This window comes from Pectobacterium fontis (assembly GCF_000803215.1).
In the GTDB taxonomy this organism is placed as follows: domain Bacteria; phylum Pseudomonadota; class Gammaproteobacteria; order Enterobacterales; family Enterobacteriaceae; genus Pectobacterium; species Pectobacterium fontis.
On the sequence record NZ_JSXC01000029.1, the window covers coordinates 1 to 23,328 of the forward strand.

At 49.2% G+C, this 23,328-nt stretch carries 18 protein-coding genes; 6 read left to right on the plus strand and 12 right to left on the minus strand.

Annotated elements, in window-relative coordinates; translation table 11 throughout:
- Nucleotides 1–76 precede the first annotated feature (76 nt).
- The 5 genes from ihfB to serC form a co-directional block, all read right to left on the minus strand.
- A complete protein-coding gene (ihfB, locus tag OI69_RS09145) occupies nt 77–361 on the minus strand; it encodes an integration host factor subunit beta (RefSeq protein WP_005967571.1) in 285 nt (94 codons plus the stop codon).
- A gap of 91 nt (nt 362–452) precedes the next feature.
- Complete coding sequence (rpsA, locus tag OI69_RS09150; RefSeq protein ID WP_039349096.1) at nt 453–2,126, minus strand: 30S ribosomal protein S1; 1,674 nt, start codon at nt 2,124–2,126, stop codon at nt 453–455.
- A 115-nt stretch (nt 2,127–2,241) separates the two neighbouring features.
- The gene (cmk, locus tag OI69_RS09155) at nt 2,242–2,919 is read right to left on the minus strand and encodes a (d)CMP kinase (RefSeq protein ID WP_039349099.1); all 678 of its coding nucleotides are present in this window, start codon (nt 2,917–2,919) and stop codon (nt 2,242–2,244) included.
- A gap of 217 nt (nt 2,920–3,136) precedes the next feature.
- Complete coding sequence (gene aroA / locus OI69_RS09160) at nt 3,137–4,426, minus strand: 3-phosphoshikimate 1-carboxyvinyltransferase (protein WP_039349106.1); 1,290 nt, start codon at nt 4,424–4,426, stop codon at nt 3,137–3,139.
- 81 nt (nt 4,427–4,507) lie between these two features.
- A complete protein-coding gene (gene serC, locus OI69_RS09165; RefSeq protein WP_039349109.1) occupies nt 4,508–5,593 on the minus strand; it encodes a 3-phosphoserine/phosphohydroxythreonine transaminase in 1,086 nt (361 codons plus the stop codon).
- Nucleotides 5,594–5,888: 295 nt separating this feature from the next.
- Between serC and ycaO the strand changes: the two genes are divergently transcribed.
- The 5 genes from ycaO (at nt 5,889) to tnpA (ending at nt 12,948) form a co-directional block, all read left to right on the plus strand.
- Complete coding sequence (gene ycaO / locus OI69_RS09170) at nt 5,889–7,652, plus strand: 30S ribosomal protein S12 methylthiotransferase accessory factor YcaO (protein WP_039349113.1); 1,764 nt, start codon at nt 5,889–5,891, stop codon at nt 7,650–7,652.
- A gap of 439 nt (nt 7,653–8,091) precedes the next feature.
- Entirely contained in the window at nt 8,092–8,952 is an 861-nt protein-coding gene (gene focA, locus OI69_RS09175; protein ID WP_039349116.1) for a formate transporter FocA, read from the plus strand.
- 57 nt (nt 8,953–9,009) lie between these two features.
- On the plus strand, nt 9,010–11,292 hold the full coding sequence (pflB, locus tag OI69_RS09180) for a formate C-acetyltransferase (protein ID WP_039349118.1): 2,283 nt from the start codon (nt 9,010–9,012) through the stop codon (nt 11,290–11,292).
- A gap of 268 nt (nt 11,293–11,560) precedes the next feature.
- On the plus strand, nt 11,561–12,301 hold the full coding sequence (pflA, locus tag OI69_RS09185) for a pyruvate formate lyase 1-activating protein (RefSeq protein ID WP_039349119.1): 741 nt from the start codon (nt 11,561–11,563) through the stop codon (nt 12,299–12,301).
- 188 nt (nt 12,302–12,489) lie between these two features.
- On the plus strand, nt 12,490–12,948 hold the full coding sequence (tnpA, locus tag OI69_RS09190) for an IS200/IS605 family transposase (RefSeq protein WP_039349120.1): 459 nt from the start codon (nt 12,490–12,492) through the stop codon (nt 12,946–12,948).
- 143 nt (nt 12,949–13,091) lie between these two features.
- Here tnpA and OI69_RS09195 read toward each other — a convergent pair whose 3' ends face one another.
- From OI69_RS09195 to OI69_RS09205, 3 genes are read right to left on the minus strand one after another with little or no spacing between them, the layout of a single operon-like run.
- A complete protein-coding gene (locus OI69_RS09195; protein ID WP_039349121.1) occupies nt 13,092–14,660 on the minus strand; it encodes a hydantoinase/oxoprolinase family protein in 1,569 nt (522 codons plus the stop codon).
- Nucleotides 14,661–14,670: 10 nt separating this feature from the next.
- Complete coding sequence (locus tag OI69_RS09200) at nt 14,671–15,780, minus strand: DUF917 domain-containing protein (protein WP_039349124.1); 1,110 nt, start codon at nt 15,778–15,780, stop codon at nt 14,671–14,673.
- A 26-nt stretch (nt 15,781–15,806) separates the two neighbouring features.
- The gene (locus tag OI69_RS09205) at nt 15,807–17,138 is read right to left on the minus strand and encodes a cytosine permease (protein ID WP_039349127.1); all 1,332 of its coding nucleotides are present in this window, start codon (nt 17,136–17,138) and stop codon (nt 15,807–15,809) included.
- 277 nt (nt 17,139–17,415) lie between these two features.
- Here OI69_RS09205 and OI69_RS09210 point away from each other — a divergent pair, with 277 nt between their 5' ends.
- Nucleotides 17,416–18,351 carry a LysR family transcriptional regulator gene (locus OI69_RS09210; protein ID WP_039349129.1) on the plus strand — a complete coding sequence of 312 codons (936 nt, stop codon included), beginning with the start codon at nt 17,416–17,418 and terminating at the stop codon, nt 18,349–18,351.
- Here the strand turns inward: OI69_RS09210 and OI69_RS09215 are convergent.
- From OI69_RS09215 to lolA, 4 genes are all read right to left on the minus strand, one after another.
- Nucleotides 18,337–19,491 (minus strand): MFS transporter, encoded by a 1,155-nt coding sequence (locus tag OI69_RS09215; protein WP_039349206.1) that lies wholly within the window; start codon nt 19,489–19,491, stop codon nt 18,337–18,339. The genes OI69_RS09210 and OI69_RS09215 overlap by 15 nt on opposite strands.
- A gap of 314 nt (nt 19,492–19,805) precedes the next feature.
- Nucleotides 19,806–21,101 carry a serine--tRNA ligase gene (serS, locus tag OI69_RS09220; RefSeq protein WP_039349131.1) on the minus strand — a complete coding sequence of 432 codons (1,296 nt, stop codon included), beginning with the start codon at nt 21,099–21,101 and terminating at the stop codon, nt 19,806–19,808.
- A 103-nt stretch (nt 21,102–21,204) separates the two neighbouring features.
- Nucleotides 21,205–22,548 (minus strand): replication-associated recombination protein A, encoded by a 1,344-nt coding sequence (locus OI69_RS09225; RefSeq protein WP_039349209.1) that lies wholly within the window; start codon nt 22,546–22,548, stop codon nt 21,205–21,207.
- A 7-nt stretch (nt 22,549–22,555) separates the two neighbouring features.
- Nucleotides 22,556–23,167, minus strand: a complete 612-nt coding sequence (lolA, locus tag OI69_RS09230; protein ID WP_039349133.1) for an outer membrane lipoprotein chaperone LolA — start codon at nt 23,165–23,167, stop codon at nt 22,556–22,558.
- Between the last annotated feature and the right edge of the window lie 161 nt (nt 23,168–23,328).

Genomic DNA, 23,328 nt, shown 5'->3' on the forward strand with positions numbered 1-23,328 from the left:
GAACTGGCTAAAGCCAAAAATGTAAAAAAGCACCCAAGATGGGTGCTTTTATCAGGCTGCTATTTAGGACTAATGATTAGCCGTAAATATTAGCACGGTCGCGGAGTTCCTTACCTGGCTTAAAGTGAGGGACGTACTTACCTTCCAACTCAACTTTGTCACCCGTTTTCGGATTACGACCTACACGCGGTGCACGGTAGTGAAGTGAAAAACTGCCAAACCCACGGATTTCAATACGATCGCCTTCGGCTAACGTAGAAGCCATTTGTTCAAGCATTTCTTTCACTGCATCCTCAACCACTTTGGCCGGGATATGAGATTGCTGTCCAGCAAGCCTTTCAATAAGTTCAGACTTGGTCATAGCTCCTCCAAGTGCGTGGTTATCAATAACCAGGATAACTGACTACCGTTACAAGAATGAGCAACTTACGTTGCTCATTCCACCGTAGTGATTACTCGCCTTTAGCTGCTTTGAACGCTTCTGCCATCGCGCTGGAGAAATTGCTTTCTTCCGGCTTGTTGTTGACAGTGGCGATTGCATCTTTCTCGTCAGCTTCGTCTTTTGCACGAACAGACAGGCTAACAACGCGGTTTTTACGATCAACACCGGTGTATTTCGCTTCAACGCTGTCGCCAACGTTCAGTACCAGCGTTGCGTCTTCAACGCGATCGCGAGAGGCTTCAGAAGCACGCAGGTAGCCTTCTACGCCGTCTGCTAATTCAACTGTAGCACCTTTGGCGTCAACTGCGGTAACTTTACCAGTAACAATAGCACCTTTCTTGTTAACAGACAGGTAGTTATTGAACGGGTCTTCAGCCAGTTGTTTCACGCCCAGAGAGATACGCTCGCGCTCTGCGTCAACTTGCAGAACAACAGCGGCGATTTCATCACCTTTCTTGTATTCGCGAACGGCTTCTTCGCCAGCCACGTTCCAGGAGATGTCGGACAGGTGCACCAGACCGTCGATGCCGCCGTCCAGACCGATGAAGATACCAAAGTCAGTGATAGACTTGATTTTACCTTCAACGCGGTCACCCTTGTTGTGGGTTTCTGCGAACAACTGCCATGGGTTGGATTTACACTGTTTCAGGCCCAGAGAGATACGACGACGTTCTTCGTCGATATCCAGAACCATCACTTCCACTACATCGCCAACGTTAACCACTTTGGATGGGTGGATGTTTTTGTTAGTCCAATCCATTTCAGAAACGTGTACCAGACCTTCAACGCCTTCTTCGATTTCAACGAAGCAGCCGTAGTCAGTCAGGTTGGTTACGCGGCCAGTCAGACGCGTGCTTTCTGGGTAACGCTTAGCGATAGCAACCCATGGATCTTCGCCCAGTTGTTTCAGGCCCAGAGATACACGAGTACGCTCGCGGTCGAATTTCAGCACTTTAACAGTGATTTCGTCGCCCACATTGACGATTTCGCTTGGGTGTTTAACACGTTTCCAAGCCATATCAGTGATATGCAGCAGGCCATCAACGCCACCCAGATCAACGAATGCACCGTAGTCAGTAAGGTTCTTAACGATACCTTTAACTTCCATGCCTTCTTGCAGGTTTTCCAGCAGTTGATCGCGCTCAGCGCTGTTTTCAGATTCGATAACTGCGCGGCGGGAAACGACAACGTTGTTGCGTTTCTGATCCAGCTTGATAACTTTGAACTCAAGCTCTTTGCCTTCCAGATGCAGCGTATCGCGAACCGGACGAACGTCTACCAGAGAACCTGGCAGGAACGCACGAATGCCGTTCAGCTCAACAGTGAAACCGCCTTTAACTTTACCGTTGATAATACCGGTAACCGTTGCAGCTTCTTCGTAGGCTTTTTCCAGCGTCAGCCATGCTTCATGACGTTTCGCTTTTTCGCGAGAAAGCAGCGTTTCACCGAAGCCATCTTCGATAGCGTCCAGAGCAACGTCTACTTCATCACCGACCTGAATTTCCAGTTCGCCAGATGCGTTCTTGAATTGCTCTACCGGAATGGCAGATTCAGATTTCAGACCGGCGTCAACCAGTACGACATCTTTATCAATAGCAACAACAACACCGCGTACGATGGAACCAGGACGGGTTTCGATTTCTTTCAGGGATTCTTCAAAGAGTTGAGCAAAAGATTCAGTCATGTTGATAATCTTAAGGGTTTCAATTTAACGTCCATCTGGCATCCTGCTCGATGGGGTTGTTTAACATGCCCCGCTGTGCATCCTTACAGCGAGGTAAAAATTCAGTTTTCTGTGATTACGCTAAAATTTCGCGGGCATAAGCCAACGCACGCGCTATCACTTCATCAATTGTCATTTCCGTTGAATCCAGCACCAGCGCATCGGCTGCGGGCACTAACGGCGCAACGGGGCGGCTGCGATCACGCTCATCCCGTTCTTTTATCTCAGACAAAAGACGTTCAAAGTTAACATTAAAGCCCTTCCCCTGCAACTGTAGCATGCGACGTTGTGCACGTTCTTCTGCACTGGCATCCAGGAAAATCTTCACGGGCGCATCAGGAAAGACCACCGTTCCCATATCCCGTCCATCGGCAATCAGCCCCGGAGCCTCACGGAAAGCACGCTGCCGGCGCAACAATGCTTCACGAACACGGGGAAACGCCGCAGCCTGAGAAGCCGTGTTGCCCACCGCTTCAGTACGAATTTCGTGGCTGACGTCTTCGCCTTCCAGAATGACTTTTAACTGCCCGTCGTCTGCAACAAAACGGACGTCGAGATGAGAAGCCAGCGGAACCAACGCATCTTCCGAGCGGATATCCACATGGTGATGTAACGCGGCCAAAGCCAAAACACGATAGATAGCCCCCGAGTCCAGTAGATTCCATTGTAAAGCTTCAGCCAATGCCTTACACAAAGTACCTTTGCCTGCGCCACTCGGTCCGTCAACCGTAATTACCGGTGCCATCACCGTCATTTCTCTCTCCTTTCATACTGGGAAGTTCCGCTGATGCCGTTTATCGCATCCCGGAGCCTCATTATACGCATCAATACAAAGAAAGGTTACCCCAATGCCAGAATGGCGGGAAAAATAAGACATTCTCTGAACGCAGTACGCAATTTCAAAAGAAAAACAGCGTATCGTCGAAGAGAAGCAGAGAGAAAAGGCACGGAAACCGTGCCTCAGAGAAGAATCAGGCCAGCTCGCTGAGACGCGCCAGTTGTTCGAAGTAGTCGGGGAAGGTTTTAGCGGTACATTTCGGGTCAAGGATCGTGACAGGCGTATCCGACAGCGCCACCAGCGAGAAACACATCGCCATACGATGATCGTTATACGTCCCGATTTCTGCCGTTTGCAGCTTGGCCGGCGGCGTGATGCGAATATAGTCGTTACCCTCTTCCACTTCCGCGCCAACTTTACGCAGTTCGGTCGCCATTGCCGCCAGACGATCGGTTTCTTTCACACGCCAGTTATAGATATTACGCAGCGTGGTCGTACCGCCCTGAGCGAACAGTGCCGCCGTGGCGATTGTCATCGCCGCATCAGGGATGTGATTCATATCCATATCGATCGCATGCAGTTCGCCGCGTTCGCATTCGATGTAATCCTCACCCCAGCGCACCGTCGCGCCCATTTTCTCCAGAACATCAGCAAAGCGAATATCACCCTGGACACTATTGCGGCCGACCCCCGTAACACGCACCACGCCGCCTTTAATCGCCGCCGCCGCCAGAAAGTAAGAGGCCGATGACGCATCGCCTTCCACCAGATAATCTCCCGGTGAACGATACTGCTGGCGGCCTACAACGAAGAATCGCTGATAGTTTTCATGATGAACGTCAATACCAAACGCTTTCATCATATGCAGCGTGATATCAATATATGGTTTAGAGACCAGGTCGCCCTGAATGCGAATTTGCGTATCTTGGGCAGCCAGCGGAGCCGTCATCAACAGTGCCGTCAGGAACTGGCTTGATACGCTGCCATCGACGCTGATTTCGCCGCCCTGAAAACCGCCGTGCAGACGAAGCGGCGGGTAGTTTTCCTGCTCCAGATAATCAATTTTCGCCCCGCCCTGACGTAACGCGTCAACCAGATGCCCGATGGGACGCTCTTTCATCCGCGGTTCGCCTGTCAGGACAATATCGCCCTCTGTCAGACACAGTGCGGCAGCCAGTGGACGCATCGCGGTGCCTGCATTTCCTAAAAATAACTCTAGCGGTTGCGATGCCGTAAATGCGCCCCCCAGACCTGAAATCTCACACACGGTTCTATCAGATGACAGATGATATTCAACGCCCAGCGCCGTTAACGCGGTCAGCATGTGACGGACATCGTCACTGTCTAACAAGTTAGTCAGACGGGTTGTTCCTTCAGACAAGGCTGCCAACAAAAGCGCACGGTTAGAGACGCTTTTTGAGCCAGGAAGGTTAAGCGTGCCGTTAATCAACTTGATGGGTTGTAGGGTCAGGGATTCCTGCATGTAAAGCCTATTCTTTCAACGTGGACATAAAACCCCGGAAAGACCGGGGTTTCTCAAAAGGTATAACGAGGTTTGTATGAATCAACCGTGGCGACGTGCGAAGTCGGCCATAAATTCAGTCAGCGCTTTCACGCCTTCCAATGGCATCGCATTGTAGATAGAAGCACGCATGCCGCCCACTACGCGATGGCCTTTCAGTGCGTGCAGACCCGCAGCGACAGACTCCTCCAGGAACACGTTATCCAGTGCGGAGTCGGCCAGCAGGAATGGTACGTTCATCCGAGAACGGTTCGCCAGCGCGACATCATTGCGATAGAAGTCACTGTTATCGATTGCGCTATACAGCAGCTCCGCTTTCTCCTGATTACGTTTTTCCATTTCAGCCAGACCGCCATTCTCCTTCAACCATTTAAACACCATGCCGGACAGATACCAGGCAAAGGTCGGCGGCGTGTTAAACATGGAGTCATTGTCTGCCAGAATCTGATAATCCAGAATCGATGGCAGTTCACGGCGCGCTTTACCCAGCAAATCTTCGCGCACAATAACCAGTGTCAGACCCGCAGGACCGATGTTTTTTTGCGCACCCGCATAGATCACGCCATAGCGGCTGACGTCAATGCGGCGAGACAGGATGCTGGAAGAATAGTCGGCGACCACAATTTTATCGCCAAAATCCGGCTCTTCTTCGATCGCAATACCGTCAATGGTTTCATTTGGGCAGTAATGCACAAACGCAGCGTCATCAGACAATTGCCATTCGCGCATCGGCTTAATGCCGCGCAGACCGTCTACACGCGTTTTTACGTCAATCACATTAGGCGTGCAGTATTTTTCTGCCTCATTGATTGCGCTGTGCGCCCAATAGCCGCCGTCAATGTAATCCGCTGTCGAGCGATCGCGTAAGAGGTTTAACGGCACGGCTGCAAATTGCGCACGAGCGCCACCGTGACAAAAGAGCACTTTGTAGTTGGAGGGGATTTTCAGCAAATCACGCAGATCTTGTTCGGATTCAGCAGCAACCTGCATAAACTCTTTACTGCGGTGGCTGATTTCCATGACCGATGTGCCCAGGCCATTCCAATTACACAATTCCTGTTCAGCACGACGCAATACTTCAACCGGCAGCATTGCTGGACCGGCGCTAAAATTAAAAATCTGAGTCATTTCCCCTCACCACACCTGAAAAATAGCGGCTGTTTTATCACCGATGTACAAATACCGCTGTTACAAGACCGTAGTTATAACGGAATGATCGCCATAACCACACTACTTTTACCCTGCTATCGGTTTTATCACTCGTCCACCGCGGCTGCAACGCTTATTGCGCTTTCATTATGCAAAACGACACGTTACGCCGCCTGTTGTTTTTCACTGTTGCCGATCTGTTATGAATAAATAGAGTCTGGACAGAAAAATCCGTATCATGCCGCTTCCGCTAATCTCGATAAGAGTGAACACCATGACTCAAACGTTTATCCCAGGCAAAGACGCCGCCCTGGAAGATTCCATCGCCCGTTTTCAACATCAGCTCCAGGACCTGGGGTTTAACATCGAAGAAGCGTCATGGCTCAACCCAGTGCCGCACGTCTGGTCTGTCCATATTCGGGATCGCGACTGCCCACTCTGCTTTACTAACGGCAAAGGTGCCAGTAAAAAAGCGGCACTGGCTTCCGCGTTAGGTGAGTATTTCGAACGTCTGTCCACCAACTATTTCTTTGCTGATTTCTATCTCGGCAAAACCATCGCTAACGGCGACTTCGTTCATTATCCGAACGAAAAATGGTTCCCGATCCCGGAAGATGACACCTTGCCGGAAGGTATTCTGGATGCCCGCCTGCACCAATTTTATGATCCCGAACAGGAACTGAGCGCCAGCGATCTGATCGATCTGCAATCCGGCAATGCCGACAGGGGCATTTGTGCGCTGCCATTTACTCGCCAGTCCGATCAACAAACCGTCTACATTCCGATGAATATCATCGGTAACCTGTACGTTTCTAACGGGATGTCAGCCGGGAATACCGCCAACGAAGCCCGCGTTCAGGGGCTGTCTGAAGTGTTCGAGCGCAGCATCAAAAACCGTATTATCGCCGAATCCATCAGCCTGCCAGAAATTCCACAAGCGGTGCTGAACCGTTACCCTGGCGTGGTTGAAGCGATTGCTACGCTGGAAAAAGAAGGCTTCCCAATTTTCTCTTACGACGCGTCACTCGGCGGGAAATATCCGGTTATCTGCGTCGTGCTATTCAACCCCGCTAATGGCACCTGCTTTGCCTCCTTCGGTGCGCACCCTGACTTCGGTGTGGCATTGGAGCGTACCGTCACCGAACTGTTGCAAGGTCGCGGTCTGAAAGATCTGGACGTATTCACCCCGCCAACGTTCGATGATGAAGAAGTAGCCGAGCATGCCAATCTGGAAACTCACTTTATCGACTCCAGCGGCCTAATCTCCTGGGACATGTTCAAGAAACAAGCCGATTATGAATTTGCCGACTGGAGCTTTAAAGGATCGACGGAAGAAGAATTCGCCACACTGATGGCGATCTTCGAGCAGGAAGATAAAGAAGTTTACATTGCTGACTATGAGCATCTGGCTGTTTATGCCTGCCGCATCATCGTGCCGGGAATGTCAGACATCTACCCAGCCGACGACCTGTTACTGGCTAATAACAGCATGGGCGCTCATCTGCGCGACACGCTGCTGGCACTGCCTGATAGCCAGTGGGAAAAAGAAGAGTATCTGGCTCTGTTACAACAACTGGATGATGAAGGACTGGATGACTTTACCCGCGTACGCGAACTGCTGGGCATTGCCACCGGTAAAGATAATGGTTGGTTCACGCTGCGCGTTGGTGAGTTGAAAGCCATGCTGGCACTGGCCGGGGGCGATCTGGATCAGGCGCTCAGTTGGACAGAGTGGACGCAGGACTTCAACGACTCCATCTTTACCGCAGAGCGCAGCAATTACTACCGTTGCCTGCAAACTCTGCTGTTGCTGGCACTGGAGCCCGAGCGCGATCCGAGTGACTATTACGATGCCTTTACCAAAATGTACGGCAGTCAAACGGTCGATGCCGCCAGTGCCGCCGTTGCGGGCGAAGCCTGCTTCTATGGTCTGTTTGCCGTAGATGACACCTTTAACTCTTTACCTGCGCACCAGTCACTGCTGGCGGCCTATGAAAAACTGCAACAGGCAAAACGTCGTTATTGGCAGGCAAAATAATGTCAGAGTGATGCAGTCAGCACGCGTCTTATATCGATGAGTGCGATCGAGTGCAAATAGCGACCTACCAATAGCCCTTTATCTTAAAGGGCTATTTTATTATCTTAAGGGCAATATTTATTATTCGTAATGCATAATCAGAACATTGTTATTGAATAGTAAATTTTTAATTAAATTACATCGACAAGGTGGTACTGAAATTCTACAAAACATGATTTTCATTAACGCTAAATCGGTAGGTTTAACGTCTATCATTCAACTCTTTTTATAAAATTTAAAATATTTTTTTATTATAAAATTCAATAAATTAACCATGAAAACACGGTGTGTTACCCTGTCTACCAACCTGCTAATTTCTTGCAATATGATCCACGTCAAATTTTACCGTATACTGCTTTGTTAGTATCTCAACGCTGATAATTTTTAAGAGAGAGTTAGTGTGAAAGCTGACAACCCCTTTACTCTATTACTTCCGGCCGCCATGGCAAAAGTTGCTGAAGACGCCGGAGTCTATAAAGCTACAAAACAACCGTGTACGACGTTTTATTTAGCGATCACCGCGGGTGTATTTATTTCGATCGCCTTCGTCTTTTATATTACGGCTACTACTGGAACTGCGACGATCCCTTTCGGCATCGCGAAATTGATCGGTGGTATCTGTTTCTCCCTTGGCCTCATGTTGGTTGTCGTCTGCGGTGCAGACTTATTTACCTCAACCGTTCTCATCGTGATTGCCAAAGCCAGTGGACGTATTACCTGGAAGCAACTAGCCTATAATTGGGCAAATGTCTACATCGGCAACCTGATTGGCGCGCTTTTCTTCGTTGGCCTTATCTGGTTCTCGGGAGAGCACATGGTCGCAAACGGTGCGTGGGGTCTCAACGTCCTGCAAACGGCAGAGCATAAACTTGAACACACATTCGTTGAAGCGCTGTGTCTGGGTATCCTCGCTAATCTGATGGTTTGTCTGGCCGTGTGGATGAGTTACTCTGGCCGCACGCTCACCGATAAAATGTTTGCTATGATCCTGCCTGTCGCCATGTTTGTTGCCAGCGGATTTGAGCACAGTATCGCCAACATGTTCATGATTCCTATGGGCATTGTTATCAAAAATTTTGCGGCTCCAGAATTCTGGAATGCGATCGGAATGGTGCCGTCTCAGTTTGAACATTTAACCGTTAGCCACTTCATTACCGATAACTTGATTCCCGTTACCCTGGGGAACATCATCGGCGGCGGCGTAATGGTTGGTTTAACATATTGGGTAATTTATTTGCGCGGTGGAGACAAGCACCACTAAGGTGCCATCGGCCGCAACGTCGGGTTTTAAGAAATCCATATCAAAGGTAGGTGTAAAATGACCGAGCTGAATGAAAAATTGGCCAATGCATGGCAAGGCTTTAGCAAAGGTGAATGGCAGGATAACGTCAACGTTCGTGACTTTATCCAGAAAAACTACACGCCGTATGAAGGTGATGAGTCTTTCCTGGCTGGCGCAACCAAAGCGACCTCAGCGCTGTGGGACAGCGTTATGGAAGGCATCAAACAGGAAAACCGTACTCACGCGCCTGTTGATTTTGATACCAATGTTGCTGCAACTATCACGTCTCACGACGCGGGATACATCAACAAAGGTCTGGAAAAAATCGTTGGTCTGCAAACTGACGCTCCGCTGAAACGTGCGTTAATTCCGTTCGGCGGCATCAAAATGGTTGAAGGTTCATGCAAAGTTTACGGTCGTGAACTGGATCCTCAACTGAAAAAAATCTTCACTGAATACCGCAAAACGCACAACCAAGGCGTGTTCGATGTTTACACGCCAGATATCCTGCGTTGTCGTAAATCAGGCGTTCTGACAGGTCTGCCAGATGCCTACGGCCGTGGCCGTATCATCGGTGACTACCGTCGTGTTGCGCTGTACGGTATCGACTACCTGATGAAAGACAAGTTTGCTCAGTTCACTTCTCTACAATCCAAACTGGAAAACGGCGAAGATCTGGAAGCAACCATCCGTCTGCGTGAAGAAATTGCCGATCAACATCATGCACTGAGCCAAATTAAAGAAATGGCAGCTAAATATGGCTGTGACATTTCTGGCCCAGCGGCGACAGCTCAGGAAGCCGTGCAGTGGACTTACTTCGGCTATCTGGCTGCGGTGAAATCACAGAACGGTGCGGCGATGTCCTTCGGACGTGTCTCTACCTTCCTGGATATCTACCTTGAGCGCGATCTGAAAGCAGGCAAAATCACGGAAGAAGACGCTCAGGAAATGATTGACCACTTGGTCATGAAACTGCGTATGGTCCGTTTCCTGCGTACGCCTGAGTATGATGAGCTGTTCTCTGGCGACCCAATCTGGGCAACCGAATCTCTGGCCGGTATGGGTCTGGATGGTCGTACGCTGGTCAGCAAAACCAGCTTCCGCTTCCTGAACACCCTGTACACCATGGGGCCGTCTCCAGAACCAAATATGACCATTCTGTGGTCTGAAAAGCTGCCACAAAGTTTCAAAAACTATGCGGCTAAAGTCTCCATCGATACCTCTTCTCTGCAATACGAGAATGACGATCTGATGCGTCCTGACTTTAACAACGATGACTACGCGATTGCTTGCTGCGTAAGCCCGATGATCGTGGGCAAACAAATGCAGTTCTTCGGTGCGCGTGCAAACCTGGCAAAAACCATGCTGTACGCTATCAACGGCGGCGTGGACGAAAAACTGAAAATGCAGGTTGGTCCGAAATCAGAACCGATCAAAGGCGATGTGCTGAACTTCGATGAAGTGATGGATCGCATGGATCACTTCATGGATTGGCTGGCTAAACAGTATGTCACCGCGTTGAACATCATTCACTACATGCACGACAAATACAGCTACGAAGCGTCGCTGATGGCTCTGCATGATCGTGACGTGTTCCGTACCATGGCGTGTGGTATCGCTGGTTTGTCTGTTGCTGCTGACTCCCTGTCAGCCATCAAATATGCCAAAGTGAAACCTATTCGTGATGAAGATGGTCTGGCTATCGACTTTGATATCGAAGGCGAATACCCGCAATTCGGTAACAACGATGCTCGCGTAGATGAACTGGCTTGTGACCTGGTTGAACGTTTCATGAAGAAAATTCAGAAACTGAATACCTACCGTGGCGCAACGCCAACGCAGTCTGTTCTGACCATCACCTCTAACGTGGTATATGGTAAGAAAACCGGTAATACACCAGACGGCCGTCGCGCAGGCGCGCCATTCGGACCCGGTGCTAACCCAATGCACGGACGTGACCAGAAAGGCGCGGTTGCCTCTCTGACATCTGTTGCTAAGCTGCCGTTTGCTTACGCCAAAGATGGTATTTCTTATACCTTCTCCATCGTGCCAAACGCGTTAGGTAAAGACGACAACGTGCGTAAAGCTAACCTCGCCGGCCTGATGGATGGTTATTTCCACCATGAAGCCAGCATTGAAGGCGGTCAGCACCTGAACGTTAACGTCATGAACCGTGAAATGTTGCTTGATGCGATGGAAAATCCGGAAAAATATCCGCAGTTGACTATCCGTGTATCCGGCTACGCAGTGCGTTTCAACTCACTGACGAAAGAACAGCAAAAAGACGTCATCACCCGTACGTTCACCCAGTCAATGTAATTTCCATGACTGTCTGAAAAGGCGTAAAATAAAGGCTCCACGTCCGTGGGGCCTTTTTCTCACCCTCGCGTGTCGCTCAAATTGTTAACCTGTTTTGCCAGCCCGCTATATCACTCTCACCATGTGGATGGCTCGCAAAACAGATTCGACGCAGCATCTGTCACACGGTGTTTTTCTGTCATAGTTTTTGCCAGAGTGATACCAGCTTTCTCATGACTGCGCTCATTAAGACCGCTATTGTTCGGTCACATTTGGAGAAAACCTCGCAATGTCAGTAATCGGTCGCATCCACTCCTTTGAATCCTGTGGCACTGTCGATGGCCCAGGTATCCGTTTTATCATCTTCTTCCAAGGCTGCCTGATGCGCTGCCTGTATTGCCATAACCGCGATACCTGGGATACGCACGGTGGCAAGGAAGTCACGGTTGAAGAACTTATGAAAGAAGTCGTGACCTATCGCCACTTTATGAATGCATCGGGCGGCGGCGTTACGGCATCAGGCGGCGAGGCTATTCTGCAAGCGGAGTTTGTACGTGACTGGTTCCGTGCCTGTAAGGCAGAAGGCATTAACACCTGTCTGGATACCAACGGATTTGTGCGCCGTTACGACCCCGTCATTGACGAACTTTTAGACGTCAGCGATTTGGTCATGCTCGACTTAAAGCAAATGAACGACGATATACACCAGAATTTAGTTGGCGTATCGAACCACCGTACTCTGGATTTTGCTCGCTATCTGGCAAAGCGCAACCAGCGTACCTGGATACGCTATGTAGTCGTTCCCGGCTGGTCCGACGACGATGCGTCTGCACACAAGCTGGGAGAATTTACCAAGGATATGACGAATATCGAAAAAATTGAACTGCTTCCCTACCATGAGCTTGGCAAACACAAGTGGATCGCCATGGGGGAAGAGTACAAATTGGACGGTGTTAAACCGCCAAAAGCCGATACCATGGATCGCATTAAATCGATTCTTGAAGGCTACGGTCATAAGGTCATGTACTAGTCTACCTCCTGAAAAATAGCGCGCTCACGGCGCGCTATTTTCATTGTGCCTAGAAAACCCCCAGCTAGGCTGGGGGTTCAGTAAAGCTTTCAGCTTTGAGCCAGTTATAAAAACCCCTTTTGATTTGTTAAAACAGTTTGCGGTCTGGCAACTGCAAACGTTCAACAAGAAATCAAAAGGGGGTCCCAATGAGGGACGAAAAGAGCTTAGCGCACACCCGATGGAACTGTAAATATCACATAGTTTTTGCGCCGAAGTACCGAAGACAGGTGTTCTACGGGGAAAAACGCAGAGCGATAGACAGCATTTTAAGAAAGCTGTGCGAATGGAAAAACGTGAATATTCTGGAAGCGGAATGCTGTGTGGATCACATCCATATGCTTCTGGAAATCCCGCCGAAGATGAGTGTCTCGGGATTTATGGGGTATCTGAAGGGAAAGAGTAGCCTGATGCTTTATGAGCAGTTTGGCGATTTGAAGTTCAAATACCGTAATAGGGAGTTTTGGTGCCGAGGGTATTACGTTGATACGGTAGGAAAAAACACGGTCAAGATACAAGAATACATAAAGCACCAACTGGAAGAGGATAAAATGGGAGAGCAACTCTCGATCCCGTATCCTGGTAGCCCGTTTACGGGCCGTAAGTAATCCATAGATGCAAATGTCAGATCGCGATGCGCCTGTTAGGGCGCGGCTGGTAACAGAGCCTTATAGGCGCATATGAAAAACCTCCGGCTATGCCGGAGGATATTTTTTTCTGGCGGATAAATATTGCGACAGAATAAACGCGGCTAGGCCAGATTCCCTGCTGCCTTGATTTTCACCTGCACCGCATTCCCCGGTAAATAAGCCAACGGAATTTCCTGATAATCAATAATTTCAACGCTGCCCGGCATCGCTCCTGTCTCTTCTGCCAGACAAATGGTTTGCTGTAGCAATTCGCTTTTTATCTTTTCACGCTCGTTATCCGGCATTTTCACCACACGCTCGATTTGTGCTCCCACCATTCCTAACGCCACGCCAACCGCATTTGCCGCATCGAAATTCTGTGGACGCATGACCTGACTGACGCCAGACAAAACGTCAGGCAGCAAGATACTACCGCCACCAACAAGCACAGCGGGGATAGCCGTACTTGACGATTTGATGCGATCGATAGCATTTTCCACTTTATCAATCATCTGACGGTAAGCCTGCTGGCAAAGTGCGTTATCCAGTACGGGTAATGAACAAGAGAGATCGGATGTCCATCGCTCACGATGAAGTTGTAGCACGATATCGCTAAGCGTTAACGTCTCCCCGCCAAAGCTGACACCCTGTTCAAGAAGACGGTAGCCAACACTATCGGGTCCAAGGGTAATCTTCCCATCCTGAAACTGACGAACACAGGTTCCACCGCCAATACCGATAGAGATAATATCCGGCATTCTGAAATTCGTCCGTACAGCGCCTACTTCAACGGCGATGGCCGATTCACGCGGGAACCCATTGATCAACACGCCAATATCTGTCGTTGTACCGCCGACATCGATAATCAGCGCATTATCTAACCCGGAAAGATGGCAAGCCCCGCGAATTGAATTCGTTGGCCCACAGGCCATCGTCAAAATAGGATATTGCTTCACCACACTTTCGGACATCAATGTGCCGTCGTTTTGTCCGAAGAAAGGGGTAGCCTTGATACCGTGCCGAATGAGCGCTTGTGTAAAGCCGTTAACAAAACGGTTGGCAGTGCTTTGCAACGACGCATTCAGGATCGTCGCATTTTCTCTTTCCAGTAACCCCGTGCTGCCTATCCGGTGGGATAACGACAGGGAGACATCGGGTAATGCTGCATTGACCCACTGAGCAACCTGCAATTCTTGTGCATTATTGACAGGAGAAAATACGCCACAGATAGCCACGCTATCCACATGACCACGCATCTTGTCACAAATCGCCAACACTTCATCCTGCAATACAGAATGGATCTCTCGGCCATCAAATTCATAGCCACCGTGAATCTGGTAGAAATGCTCGCCTAATGTCCTTTGCCATTCGTCGTCCCAGCCAAACAGCGGCGGAACGCTATCACTGCTTGGCAAACTCAAGCGCAATAATCCAACGCGATCCAGCCCCTTGCGCTCAACGATCGCATTGGTACATTGCGTTGTGCCTAACATTGCATAGCGAATATGCTGCGGTGCAATGCCAGACTGAGCTAATACCGCCGCAATCACACGCTCAATGCCGCTATAGACATCCACGCTGGTAGGAAATTTGGCCGTCGCAATACAGCGCAGGTCAGCATCTAAAATGGCTGCGTCCGTATTCGTACCGCCGACATCAATCCCGAGTCGGTAATCATTTTTATGTAACATCGGGAAAACCTCAGCGGTTTGCAAGCTGTTCTATCGGCACATACTGTACCGGATAACCGAAATACTCCGGTCCCGCAACATCAATCCCTTTTGGCGTTCGCCACTTGTCATTGCACGGATAGGCAATAACATCGACGCGTTGCCCATAGCGTAAATGTTCCGTAATGATCGGGCGTCCGGTTTCACTGTCTACGATGGAGATTAAATCGGGAACAACAGCCAGCAGATTATCCTGCGTAGGAACGGTCATCTGTGATGAGCGATAAGCGAGCAATAATTCGTTCTGAAAAAGCACCGTAAACGATTCGCCCTTGTCATTCCCCATGCCGTCGATCACGACTTGCCCACGGGCAAAACCACCAGTTGTGCGCCGTGCTACATCAACAATTTTTCCTGATGCAACGATATAGCCATTCAACACTTTGAGTAGAGATTGTACCGGATGACTACCTGACTGATGAGCCTGACGCAGCATTCTTCCGATATCCTGCGCCAGTGACAGCGTGCCTTTGATAGCGCTACGCTTAAGTTGGTTACCGCGTAAAGGGTAATCGCATATCGCGCAAGCAGCGCCCATTTGTTCAACAACCGCGCGGGCCAACCGTTCCGACCACATACCATCTATGGGATTAAGAATGACTGCGTTGCCCTTCTCATCTGCCAATGTATTCGGTGCGGAGGTTAAATCATCAAGAAAAAAGGTCACCATCTGCGCTTCGGGGAAGGCCCTCCCCATCGCATCGCAATCGATAACAGGTAGCCCTTTTGCGGCCGCAACCACTAACGGTATTAGCGAATTGATGCCGCCGATTTCGATAGAAAAAGTCCCAGTTGCTGATTCAGCGAGATAATTCTCCATTGTTTCAAATGCCAGAAGAATTTGCCGCGGTGAAATGATTTTTTCCACAGAAACTGTCGGCGCCCCCATCGTACTACATGGGATAAAAAGATCGTTATCCTTTACGTCATCCAGATTGCATAACGTTACTGGCTTCGCGTGGCGCAAAGCATTTTTTGCAATTAACGCTCCCAAATAAGGATCCCCACCGCCGCCAGTTCCAAGAATTGAAGCTCCCAACGCGATGTCATCAATCATTTCAAAATCAATATAGCGAACCATTACTTATCCAATACCCACTGGACAACCTAAGATTTAGAGTGCGGGTGGGAAGACGCCACCAACTGCGGGAACATTTTTCGCATAATGATATACATCACAAGGCTGATTATGATGCCATCCAGCGTAGAAACAGACGTGATCGTAAACAAATCAAAAAAATCTGTAGCGGTTAATAAGCTGACAAAACTGCCACATAACCATGCGATAGAGGCACAAATATTCAGCAATGGTGGTTGTGATGCGTCCTGTTTTAGACGCGAAGAGTCAAAAAAGTAATATTCCGCAAGGTAAACCCCTGCAATAGGGGAAATAAGGACACCCAATAGCGACAAAAACTGAGTAAAATTATTAATCATTCCGTTATAAGCCAGAAGCAGGCCAGCAAATGCCATCAACACAACTAATATTGGTCGGGATATTGCTCGGACAACAACAGAGAGGCCTAATGAGGCTGAAATTAAATTAGAACTATTCGTCGTCCATTGCGCGAAAATTAAAATCACAATCGCTGAAACACCGAGCCCTATAGTGAAAAAGATTTCGACCAAATCATCACTACCAACCATATGGGTCAATATGAGCGCGACAAGAATCGTGGCGCTGTTCCCTAGCAAGAATCCCAAGCCTGAACCTAATATGGCATCTTTACGTGTTCTGGAATAACGTGCGATATCAGGCGACATGATACTTGCCGCCACTATCCAGATAGAAACCACGTAAGAAATAGCGCTCCCTAAACTTATCGGGTTTTTAATGACAACTTCGGTAGGAGAAGAATGACCGTTAGCCGCAAGATATATTCCTGAGACGATAAGTATAAGCATTAGCGGGACACTTAATGCGCTTAGTTTCCCTAACGCTCTAACACCCCAAATAGCCGTCGATGCCATTAACGCCATACCAAAAAGTAGGATAAAAAAGCGCCCAGGTTCCAGTTGATAATGTGACAGTGCTTTTTGCAGCATCACACCAAAGAAATCGAGTTGAAAGGCAAACCATCCAACCAGTGAAACAGCGGAAAAGACGCCAATCACTTTCCCACCTAATCGCCCAAAAACGGATATACTGAGTAGCGTGGTTGATAACCCGCATCCATAACCCACGTTAGCACATAATGCAGCAAGAACACCCAGTAAGGCTGATCCAATAAGCGTGGCGCTGACAGCCTGAGAAAATGATAATCCACTGCTTAGAAAAGATCCCAGAAACAAACCAGAAATATCGATTCCTATAGCCAGCCATATTAAAGCGATAACATACCAACTTTTTCTGGCTTCGGCAGGGACTGGTTCGTATTCGTAATCATAGATTTGCCGACCTGTTTTTTCTTTTGTAGGCCCAGCATTCCCTTGAGACATAACTCCTCCATTCAATAAGCAGCAAATAATTATCGTATCGTTGTGATATTTTATAGAGGTTGTCTGGTGGCGTATAGAGCAATGGTGCCGTCAGCAAGCTAACAACACCATTGTGATGTGAAATACCCTAGTGTGACGCATAAAACCACGCTTCTTTGTGGCAACCACATCAATGATGTGGCGTAACGACAAGATAAATGGGATTCATATCGATTAATACAGATATATTTTGATGTTAACATTCAGATATGTAATGTATGTGAAGGAAATGCTATCTATGCGCTTAGATAAACTGGAGATCCGCTGGCTAAAATTATTTTGTAAAATTGTTGAAAAACAAGGAATTACAAATGCACAAACCGCAACGGGCTTAAGCCAACCCGTACTAAGTCACTACCTGTCTCGTCTTGAGGATACGCTAGGACTTGTCCTATGCGAACGTGGACGCGGCGGTTTTGCTCTAACCCCCGAAGGTGAAGTGGTCTACCAGGAGGCAAAATCTGTCATTTCCACACTTGATGATTTTGCTAACAGACTTGCTCGCATCAAGCATCAACTTATAGGTAAAGTTAAATTAGGCTGTCTGGATAATATTGCAACCCACCCAAATAATGTTGTATCTCAGGCGATAGCTATGCTCTATGCCAAAAGTCCAGAAGTTAATGTCGAACTTGAGATTATGGAATACATTCCACTCATGGAGAGATTAAAAAACGGACATCTCGACATTGTTCTAAGTGCCTTACCCGATGACATCCCGACAGACATTTTCTATGAGCCTGTATTCGTTGAACACAGTTATTTTTATTCACTAGCAGAAAATGCTGAGGTTATAGAACATGAATGGAGAAATGGTGAATTAAATCCTCGTAGACTACTAATCGGTGGACATGCCTTCAACGAAATATCGAAACAACTAGGCCCCGTATCAAAGCAAGGTTTCCACCAAACAGCCTGGCATCTTGAGGGAAGTTTGCTGCTGCTACTAGCGGGAACCCATATCGGTTTTCTCCCCGATCACTACGCTGCCCCTTGGGTTGAAAAAGGAAAACTTACTGCGGTTGCGCCAGATCGTTTAAAGCTAACCAGCATATTTTATCTGGTGCGCAACGCCAAACAGCGCCTCAGCCCGGTAGCCGAAGCGCTGTGGAATAACATGGTGGAAGCGGGGCAAAGTTCGCTGGCCAGCCTTGATATTTCAAGTTGCAGCTAATGGCGTTGGACGGCGATCGGATTTTCTGAGCAACATCATCAGGTAAATCATGGAGATAGCCGCAATCAATACAAACAGCAATCGATCGGAGTAGTTCTGCATCAGCATCGCAGCAACGCTTGGCCCACAAAGACTGCCAAGCGTGTAGCTGAGGAGTAACGCCTGATTCATCGTCACCAGTTCATCTGGGCGCACGTTTTCACATGCCCATGACATGGCTACGGGGTACAGCGTAAATCCCGCGCCCCCCAACAGAAACAGCGACAGCGCCATGGCATAGTGACTAATGCTTAGCATCGCAATACAGCCAATAATCACAACAAAAACTAATACCCGCAGAACCAACAGCCGGCCATATCGATCGGCCATACGGCCAATAGGCCATTGCCCTATAATTCCTGAGCTGATCAGCAGTGCCATCCAGTATCCGACCTGCGCATCATTCATTCCCTGATGAGAGAGATAGAGCGGCATCAGGCCATACAACGATCCTAGCATTGCGCCGGAGATAATACAGCCCTGTACACCTAAACGCGCACGACGATACGTCAGCATTTTCCACATACCGACATGCTTTTCTTGCTGCTCTGGCGGCGTAGGAAGATGAGTAAACAGCAATGGTAATGCTGCCAAAATAACTAATGCGACCATCCACGGCAGCACACTCAACAACGCCGTCGGCAATACACCGAGCAGAAGTTGCCCAACCACGCTACCGAGGTAATAAGCAATCATATACGCCGCCAGCAACTGCCCTCTCTGCGTTGGCGTTCCGCTACATAACAGAGCGCTTTCGACCACAACCCAGATTAATGCACAACCAATTCCAGCAAGAAAACGCCAGAACAGCCAACTACCAATATCCGTGGAAATACCGAGACCGGCAACCGCGATACCAAATAATAAAGCCGCAAAATAGTAGCTACGGTTAAACCCATAAAGCTTGATTAATTTACCAGCCAATAGCGTTCCAACCAGATTGCCACTGAAATAGGATGAGCCAACGAGTCCAACCTGCCAGACAGGGAGAGACTGATAACTCAACCAAAGTGGTACGAGAGTATTTAATACTGCAATACATACCGTCAGCAGCAAGAGCCCACTGAGCAATAACAGCACAGGGCGGGAATAAGCAGACATAGCGAAGTGGATAACCAAACAACCGGAGAAGAGTGAGCGCATCATGCCACTGCGGGTATAAAAGTCAATCCAGGTAAAAAGTGCGCAAAGGCCTTTCTCAAACGATGGATTGAAAGAATTCATCAACGCCACCGAATGTGTGTAACTCTTGAAAATAGAGCCCTACTACTTGAATGATTTTAAATAAGTTTTAGCGTTTAAATTGGGTAGTGCGCATTGTTTAAGGCAAAGAAGCTATTTTTACGATGAAAAAATATTACCGAACGAATAGCGTAAAAAAAGCGCCCTCAGGCGCTTTATTCAGATAGCAGAGATTAACCAATAAATTCCAGCCCGCCCATATATGGACGCAACACTTCAGGAATTTCAATGCGGCCATCAGCCTGCTGGTAGTTTTCCAAAACAGCCACCAGTGTACGCCCCACTGCCAGACCAGAACCGTTCAACGTGTGAACCAGACGGGTCTTCTTATCGGACTTACTGCGGCAGCGCGCCTGCATACGACGCGCCTGGAAATCCCACATGTTGGAGCAGGAAGAGATTTCACGGTAGGTATCCTGCGCTGGTAACCAAACTTCCAGATCGTAAGTTTTGGTGGAGCCAAAGCCCATGTCACCCGAACACAGCAAGACCTTACGATAAGGTAGCTTCAGCAGTTGCAGCACCGTTTCGGCGTGGGTCGTCAACTCTTCCAATGCCTGCATAGAATCTTCAGGACGGACGATTTGTACCAGTTCAACCTTATCAAACTGGTGCATGCGGATCAGCCCACGCGTATCGCGACCATACGAGCCTGCTTCTGAACGAAAACAAGGCGTGTGTGCCGTCATCTTCAACGGTAAGGATTCTTCATCAAGAATCTCGTCACGCACCAGATTGGTCAACGGCACTTCAGCCGTCGGAATCAGCGCATAGCTGCTGCTTTCCGCTTCTTCACTCAATGGTCGGGTGTGGAACAGATCTTCACCAAATTTAGGCAACTGACCCGTACCGTACAGCGTGGCATGGTTGACCAGATAAGGCACATAGGCTTCCTGATAGCCATGCTGTTGCGTATGCAGATCCAGCATGAACTGAGAAAGCGCACGGTGCAGACGGGCAATTTGCCCTTTCATCACGACAAAACGCGCACCGGTTAATTTTACCGCAGCGGCAAAGTCCAGCCCGGCAGCCATTTCACCGAGTTCAACATGATCGCGCACGGGGAAATCATACTTGCGCGGCTCACCCCAACGGGCCACTTCCTGGTTCTGCGTATCGTCCTTGCCAAGCGGTACAGAGTCGTCCGGCAGGTTTGGGATCGTTAACGCCAGATCGCGAATTTCATTCTGCAACTGCTCCAGCTCGGCTTTCGCAGCATCCAGTTTTTCGCCTAATGTGTTGACTTCACGACGCAAAGGCTCGATATCTTCACCGCGTGCTTTCGCTGCACCAATCTCTTTCGATCGGGAGTTACGCTCTGCCTGCAAGTTTTCGGTTTCTACCTGCAATACTTTACGACGTTCTTCCTGCTTACGCAGGGTCTCAACATCCAGCTTAAAGCCTCTGCGAGCCAGTAACTTTTCGGCGACTGCGTCTAGCTCATTACGCAGTAAATTGGGATCGAGCATGCTAATCCTGTGCTTATGATTATCAAATGAAATGTTGGCGTATACGGCGCGCTACGCGACCGGTTTCAGAAAATACCTTGATAACCTTACCGCAACGCTTAGTTCAACGGTAGCGTTTTGTCGGGCTATTTTGATCCTGAGCGGCAAGCCAGGCGAGCTTTTCACCAATTTTGCCCTCAAGGCCGCGTGAAGTCGGCGCGTAATAGCGCGTATCTGCCATTTCCGGCGGAAAGTAGCTCTCTCCCGCCGCATAGGCGTTAGGTTCATTGTGCGCGTAGCGATACTCAGCGCCTAGCCCCATTTCTTTCATTAACCGGGTCGGCGCATTGCGTAAATGTTCAGGCACATCATAGTCAGGTTTCTCGCGCGCATCCTGCATAGCCGCTTTGAACGCGCTATATACGGCGTTACTTTTGGGGGCGCAGGCCAGATACACTATCGCCTGAGCGATGGCTCGTTCCCCTTCTGCCGGGCCAACGCGGGTGAAACAATCCCAGGCGGAGATCGCTACCTGCATGGCTCGTGGATCGGCGTTGCCGACATCTTCTGAAGCAATCGCCAGTAGCCGTCGGGCTACATATAATGGATCACCGCCCGCGGTAATAATTCGGGCATACCAATAAAGCGCCGCATCCGGCGCGGATCCTCTTACCGACTTGTGCAATGCTGAAATCAGATCGTAATAGCGGTCGCCTTTATTATCAAAGCGAGCGCTACGCTCACCGGCGATTTCATTGAGTAGTGCCGGCGTCAGAACTCGCATTCCCTGCGCATCAATTTCTGCCATATCCGCCATCATTTCCAGGCTATTCAGCGCACGTCTGGCATCACCATTAACCAGTTCAGCCAACATGCGAGCGGTTTCGGCAGGCAGCATAATATTCTGCCCACCATATCCGCGCTCGCTGTCGCTCATCGCCTGCTGCAACACCTGTTCGATATCGTCTGCCGTCAGCGCTTTCAGCAAATAGACGCGGGCGCGAGATAACAACGCAGAGTTAAGCTCAAAAGAGGGATTTTCCGTTGTCGCCCCAATGAAGGTAATCGTTCCATCTTCGATGTGCGGCAGAAACGCGTCCTGCTGACTTTTGTTGAAACGATGGACTTCATCAACAAACAGAATGGTACGGCGCCCCGCATTGCGATTTTGCCGAGCGCGCTCAATGGCTTCACGAATTTCTTTAATACCGGAGGTCACAGCGGAAATACGTTCGACATCGGCCTGTCCATAATGCCCGATCAGTTCCGCCAGCGTGGTTTTTCCCGTACCAGGCGGCCCCCAGAGGATCATTGAATGCAATTGCCCCGCCTCGATGGCGCGTGGCAGAGGCTTACCGGCACCTAGCAGGTGCTGTTGGCCAATATACTGTGCCAACGTCGCTGGCCGCATACGCGCGGCCAGGGGTTGGAATTCGTTATGAGAAAAATCAAGTGACAGGTTGCTCACGCTGACCTCACTGACGCTGGTCATCCAGCGTAACGCCTTTCGGCGGTGTGAAAGTGAATTGCGCAGCATCGACAGCGCCGTTTTGCTGGTTTTTCAACACATAAGTACTCCGCTGCCCATCCTGTTCCGTCGCGGTGAACTGCTTGATCGTACCGTTTGCCGTTACATTAATCGCGAACTGTTTCAAATTGCCGCTCGCAGATTTCGGCGTAAGTTCAAAATCATCGCCTTTCTGCCGCACGTCATATTTATTCCAGTCGCCGGCATCGTTACGCGTAATCAGAATGAACGGCGTATTGCCGGTTGCATCCTTCAGCCAGGTTGCCGTGACTTGCTCAACAAACGGATTGTAGAACCACAGTGTTTTGCCGTCAGAAACCAGCGTACTTTCATCCGGCGATGTGGTTTTCCAGTTAAATAAGTTAGGCCGTTTTAACCACAGTTCACCTTCCCCTTCCTGCACTGCTGCGCCGTCGGCGCTGGTGACTTTCTGGCTAAAGTTTGCATGGAAACTGCTGACTTTATTGAGACGACCCTGCAAATCTTTTGCCGCATCTGCATAGACAGCCGTTGAGGTCACACCTGCAATCAGGCAACTGATAGCTAACCACTTTTTCATAAGCATAATCCTTTGAATGTCCTGATATAACAACCTTCACATATTACGGCCAGATGCTTTGCACTACACCTATGTGACTGGTGGAACGGTGTTATTTGTCGATCTATGTTATCTGAACCCACTCGGGCGGTGATAGGTGAATTATCTGCTTATAACCGCTT